A 5617-nucleotide genomic window follows, 5' to 3' on the forward strand; every position below is an offset into this window, starting at 1 on the left:
GTGCTCTGTGGCACGGCAGCCATGGCGACGGTGGCGGGCTGCGCAAAGGACAATGAAATCGACGTCGCGGGCGGCGTCGGCATCACCGCGACGCGCAGCGCCTGCCCGGCGGTGGCCGTGCCGCTGCACACCGGCGATGTCACCCTGTTCGATCCAGCGACCAGCCGCGACGCGAGCGCCATCGATGTCGTCGCCGCGATCACCAATGTGGTGCCGCAGTGCAATGATGCCGCCGGCGAGAAGGTGTACCAGCTCGTGAATTTCGACGTCGTCGCGACGCGGCGGGAGGCGGGCCCGGCGCGCACGGTGACGCTGCCCTATTATGCCACGGTGTTGCAGGGCGGCACCGCGGTGGTCGCGAAACGGCTCGGCAACGTCGCGGTAACCTTCCCCGAGGGACAGGTGCGCGGCACCGGCCGAGCACAAGCGTCGGCCTATGTCGAGCGCGCTGCGGCAACGCTGCCCGCCGACATCCAGGAGCGCATCACGCGCAAGCGCAAGGCGGGCGATCAGGACGCGGCGGTCGATCCGCTCAGCCTCCCCGAAGTGCGCGCCGCGGTGCAGCGCGCCAGCTTCGAACTGCTTGTCGGCTTTCAGCTGACGCAGGAACAGCTCGAATATAACGTCCGACGATAGATGTGCGGCGGCGCTGCGGCGCCGTTCGCCATTTCACGCCCTGCGCGCCGCCCGGTGACGCAGGGCTTTTCGCGTGCGCCAAGCTGCGATAGGGCGCGCGCAAGACTTTTCTCCGATCGAAGATAGGCCCAGCTCCGTGACCCTGTTCAGCCGCTTTACCGACCATATCGGCGCCGCGCTCGATGCGCTTGCCGCCCGCGATGCCTTGCCGGCCGGTCTCGACCGCTCGGCGATCAGCGTCGAGCCGCCGCGCGACCCCGCGCATGGGGACGTTGCGACCAACGCTGCGATGGTGCTGGCCAAACCCGCCGGCATGAACCCGCGTGCGCTTGCCGACCTCCTCGTCGCCGAGCTCGGTGCGCTCGACGAGGTGACTGAAGCGAGTGTTGCCGGTCCGGGCTTTATCAATCTGCGCCTGGCCGACGACAGCTGGCGCGACGAGCTGGCGCTGATCCATGGCGAAGGCGGCGACTATGGCCGCTCGACGATGGGGCAGGGGCGGACCGTCAACGTCGAATATGTCTCGGCGAACCCGACCGGGCCGATGCATGTCGGGCATTGCCGCGGCGCCGTCGTCGGCGACGCACTCGCAGCGCTGCTCGAATATGCCGGGCACAGCGTCATCCGCGAATATTATGTCAATGATGCCGGCGCGCAGGTCGATGTGCTCGCGCGCTCTGTACACATGCGGTATCGCGAGGCGCTCGGCGAGGATGTCGGCGCGATCCCCGAGGGGCTCTATCCCGGCGATTATCTGATCCCCGTCGCGGGCAAACTCGCCGCCGAATATGGCGACCGCTTCGTCGCCGCGCCCGAAAGCGCGTGGCTCGGCCTGTTCCGTGCCGAGGCGGTCAGCGCGATGATGGACATGATCCGCGCCGACCTCGCCAAGCTCGGCATCCATCACGACCTGTTTTCGTCGGAAGCCGAGCTGCAGGCAGAGGGCAAACCCGCCGCCGCCGAAAAATGGCTGCGCGACCATGATCTCGTCTACGACGGCCAGCTCGAAGCGCCGAAGGGTGAAACCCCCGAGGATTGGGAACCGGTCGAGCTGCCGCTGTTCCGTTCGACGCAGTTCGGCGACGATCAGGATCGCCCGATCAAGAAGTCGGACGGCAGCTGGACCTATTTCGGCGCCGACCTCGCCTATCATTTCCAGAAGAGCCAGAACGCCGACGAGCTGATCGATATCTGGGGCGCCGACCACGCTGGCACGGTCAAGCGGATCAAGGCTGCGGTCGCTGCGCTCACCGGCGGAAAAACCCGCTTCGACGTGAAGCTGGTCCAGATGGTCCGGCTGCTCAAGAATGGCGAGCCGTTCAAAATGTCGAAGCGCGCGGGCAATTTCGTGACGCTCGCCGATGTCGTTGACGAAGTCGGCAAGGATGCGGTGCGTTTCACCATGCTGACGCGCAAGGCCGACGCACAGATGGACTTCGACTTTGCGAAGGTCGTCGAGGCGTCGCGCGACAACCCCGTCTGGTACCTGCAATATGCCAATGCCCGGATTTCGCGGCTGCGGAAGAAGGCCGCCGACGCCGGGATCGGGCTTCCCGCACCGGCACCGGCGCGGCTCAATGCGCATGAGCTGGGACTGGTGAAACTGCTCGCGCAGTTCCCGCGGATCGTCGAATCGGCCGCCTCGGCGCGCGAACCGCACCGGATCGCTTTCTATCTCGCCGATGTCGCGGCGGCGTTCCACGCCTGGTACAATCTCGGCAACGACGATCCCGGCCTGCGGATCGTGCTCGACAATGATCCCGAACTGACTGCGACGCGCCTTTATTTGGCCGACGGAATCGGGCAGGTTGTCCGCAACGGGCTGTCCCTGATGGGGGTAGAGGCGCTCGAGGAGATGGTTTGATGGCGGGCGACAGGAATGCCGAGCAGGGCGATACGGGTCTCGGGCTCGACGACGACGATCGTCTGCCCTGGCTCGAAGCTGCCGACGGATTCGAGGAAGATGGCGAGGTATCGCCCGCGCGCCTGCTGGTTATGGTGCTCGGCGGCCTGCTGTTGATCGGTGCCGTGCTTGGCGGCCTGTGGTGGGTCCAGAATGGTGGTGCGCGAGGCAAGGGCGAGCTGATCGCCGCGCAGGACGGCGACTATAAGGTCGCGCCCAAGAATGACGGTGCCAAGACCTTTGAGGGCGAGGGCGATGCGAGCTTCTCCGCCAGCGAAGGCGCCGAGCCTGCGGGCAAGGTCGATCCGACGCGGATGCCCGAAGAGCCCGCGGTGACCCCGCAGGAGCGCGAGGCCGCGGCAAAGAAGGCAGCGGCCGACAAGATTGCGGCTGCCAAAGCCGCGAAGGCCGTGCCCGCCGACAAGGGGAAAGCCGTACCCGCCGCGACGTCGGTCAAGGCGGCCGAATCCGCTGCAAAGGCCGAGCCGGCAACGGGCGGCGCGATGATCCAGCTTGGCGCGTTCAGCAGCGACGCCGCCGCGGCGAAGGCGTGGACCAGCCTGTCAAAGCGTTTCGCTTACCTCGCCGAACTCAACAAGTCGGTTTCGCCCGCCAAGGTCGGCAGCGGCACGGTCTATCGCCTGCGCGTATCGGCCGGAACCGCGGCCAATGCCGCGAATTTGTGCGGGAAATTGCGCGTTGCCGGTGAAAATTGCGTCGTCGTTCGCTGATTCGGCCCGCTTGGCCGCAGACTCCGTTGGTACAATGTTGCCACTATGGCATGCTGCCTGCGCTGGTTGCCGCGTGAGGGGGCGGCGATCGATGGAGATTGACGCACGATGATACCGGCTATTTTCGGCCTGTCGGGCCTGACCCTCACCGACGACGAGCGCGCTTTCTTTCGTGACAGCGATCCCGCGGGCTATATCCTGTTCGGGCGCAATATCGAAAATCGCGACCAGCTGCGGCGGTTGACCGATGATCTGCGCGGCCTCGACGGACGCGCCAATCTGCCGATCCTGATCGATCAGGAGGGAGGGCGCGTGGCGCGGATGAAATCGCCCGAATGGCCTGTTTTTCCGAGCGGTGCGGCGTTCGATGCGCTTTATGAACGCGCGCCAGCGAGCGCGATCGAGGCGGCGCGGCTCAACGCGATGGCACTCGCGGCGATGCTGTCCGAGGTCGGGATCACCGTCGATTGCCTGCCGCTGCTCGACGTTCGGCAGCCGGGCGCCAGCGACGTCATCGGCGACCGCGCGCTCGGCAGCGAGCCCATGCGCGTCGCCGCACTCGGCCGCGCGATCCTGAGCGGCCTGCAGGACGGCGGCGTCGTCGGAATCGTCAAGCACATTCCCGGACATGGCCGCGCTTTGCTCGATTCGCACAAGGAACTGCCGGTCGTTGCCGCGCCCGACCGCGATCTCCAGACCGATCTTGCGCCCTTTGCAGCACTGCGCGATGCGGCGATGGCAATGACCTGCCACGTCGTCTTTACCGCCTGGGATGCCGATCGCCCCGCGACATTGTCGCCGATCGTCATCGACAGCGTGATCCGCCAGCGCATCGGCTTTCACGGCCTGCTGCTGAGCGACGACCTCGACATGGAGGCTTTGTCGGGCGACGTGCCTTCGCGCGCCGCCGATGCGGTCGCGGCGGGCTGCGATATCGCGCTCAATTGCTGGGGGAAGATGGACGACATGATCGGGATTGCGAATGCCCTCGATCCGATCAGCACCGTGTCTCGCGCGCGCCTCGAAGGCGCGATGGACCGGATTTCGGGCGTCGGCGATGCCCGGGCCTTCGCCACACTCGTCGACCAGCGCGACGCGCTGCTGGCTATGGCCTGAGCCGCCGATGGACGAATTGCCGCTCGACTTCGAGATTGCAGCGGCAGCGCCCGAGCGTGACGATGCGTTACTGTTGACGCTCGAAAGCTGGGAAGGTCCGCTCGACCTGCTTCTCGCGCTGGCGCGTAACCAGAAGGTCGACCTCAAACAGATTTCGATCCTCGCGCTCGTCGAGCAATATCTGACCTTCATCGCCGAAGCGCGCGAGCTGAAGCTCGAGGTTGCGGCCGATTATCTCGTGATGGCAGCGTGGCTGGCCTACCTCAAATCGGCGTTGCTGCTCCCCAAGGACCCGCTTGAGGATCCGTCGCCCGACGAACTCGCGTTGCGCCTGCAATTGCGGTTGCAACGCCTCGCGGCGATGCGCGAGGCCGCAGCACGGCTGCTCGCGCGCGACCGCGTCGGCCGCGACGTCTTCCTTCGCGCGAGGCCCGAGGGGCTGCGCGATGTCCGGGTCCGGCGCTGGGACGCCAGCCTCTACGACCTCCTGTCGGCTTATGGGCAGGTCAAGCTGCGGAGCGAGCCTGTCGTCCATATGGTCTCGCGGCGGCCAGTGATTACGCTCGATGCCGCGCTTCATCATCTCGAGCGGATGATCGGGGTGAAGCTCGACTGGGCCGAGCTGTCGGATTTCCTGCCGTCCGATTATGACGGGCCGCTGCGCCGCTCGGCGATCGCGTCGAGTTTTGTCGCCGCGCTCGAACTGGCGCGGCAGGGGCGTGTCGACCTGAAGCAGGACGGTGCGTTCGAACCGCTTTATCTGAAGGCTGCAACCGCGGGGCATGGGGCATGATCGACGATCTTGAACGCGCGATAGAGGCGATGCTGTTCGCCAGCGACGAACCGCTCGATGCGCGGCAGGTTGCGGGCAGGCTGGGTGACGAAATGACGCCGGGCGAGGTGCGCGCGATTATCCAGGCGATCGCCGCGCGCCATGCGGGAAGCGGAATCGAACTCGTCGAGCGCGGCGGGCACTGGCATTTTCAGACCCCCGCCGATCTGGCGCACCTGCTTCGCCGCGAGCGCGACGACCCGCGCAAATTGTCGCGTGCAGCCGCAGAAGTGCTCGCGATCGTCGCCTATCACGAACCGGTGAGTCGCGCCGAGATCGAGGCGATCCGCGGCGTTCAGACCTCGAAAGGCACCCTCGACGTGCTGATGGAGGCCGAATGGATCGCGCCGGCGGGACGCCGCGAGGTTCCGGGGCGGCCATTGATTTACAAGACGACCG

General features: G+C 66.4%; 6 protein-coding genes. All 6 read left to right on the forward strand.

Annotated elements, in window-relative coordinates:
* Positions 1-636 (forward strand): hypothetical protein (locus VGD20_RS09290; RefSeq protein WP_331134169.1); only part of this gene is annotated, 636 nt, incomplete at its 5' end.
* A 136-nt stretch (positions 637-772) separates the two neighbouring features.
* Positions 773-2500 (forward strand): arginine--tRNA ligase, encoded by a 1728-nt coding sequence (gene argS, locus VGD20_RS09295; protein WP_331134170.1) that lies wholly within the window; start codon positions 773-775, stop codon positions 2498-2500.
* Positions 2500-3270 (forward strand): SPOR domain-containing protein, encoded by a 771-nt coding sequence (locus tag VGD20_RS09300; protein WP_331134171.1) that lies wholly within the window; start codon positions 2500-2502, stop codon positions 3268-3270. The genes argS and VGD20_RS09300 overlap by 1 nt, the downstream gene beginning before the upstream one ends.
* A gap of 108 nt (positions 3271-3378) precedes the next feature.
* Positions 3379-4386 (forward strand): beta-N-acetylhexosaminidase, encoded by a 1008-nt coding sequence (gene nagZ, locus VGD20_RS09305; protein ID WP_331134172.1) that lies wholly within the window; start codon positions 3379-3381, stop codon positions 4384-4386.
* 7 nt (positions 4387-4393) lie between these two features.
* Entirely contained in the window at positions 4394-5179 is a 786-nt protein-coding gene (locus VGD20_RS09310; protein ID WP_331134173.1) for a ScpA family protein, read from the forward strand.
* On the forward strand, positions 5176-5617 hold a 442-nt coding region (scpB, locus tag VGD20_RS09315), incomplete at its 3' end, for an SMC-Scp complex subunit ScpB (protein ID WP_331134174.1). The genes VGD20_RS09310 and scpB, both read left to right, overlap by 4 nt.

The organism is Sphingopyxis sp. (genome assembly GCF_036402335.1).
Lineage (GTDB): Bacteria > Pseudomonadota > Alphaproteobacteria > Sphingomonadales > Sphingomonadaceae > Sphingopyxis.

Excerpts from the sequence above, each read along its gene's own strand:
- VGD20_RS09300 (WP_331134171.1), top strand. The coding sequence starts at position 2,500 with ATGGCGGGCGACAGGAATGCCGAGCAGGGCGATACGGGTCTCGGGCTC.
- nagZ (WP_331134172.1), top strand. The coding sequence starts at position 3,379 with ATGATACCGGCTATTTTCGGCCTGTCGGGCCTGACCCTCACCGACGAC.
- VGD20_RS09310 (WP_331134173.1), top strand. The coding sequence starts at position 4,394 with ATGGACGAATTGCCGCTCGACTTCGAGATTGCAGCGGCAGCGCCCGAG.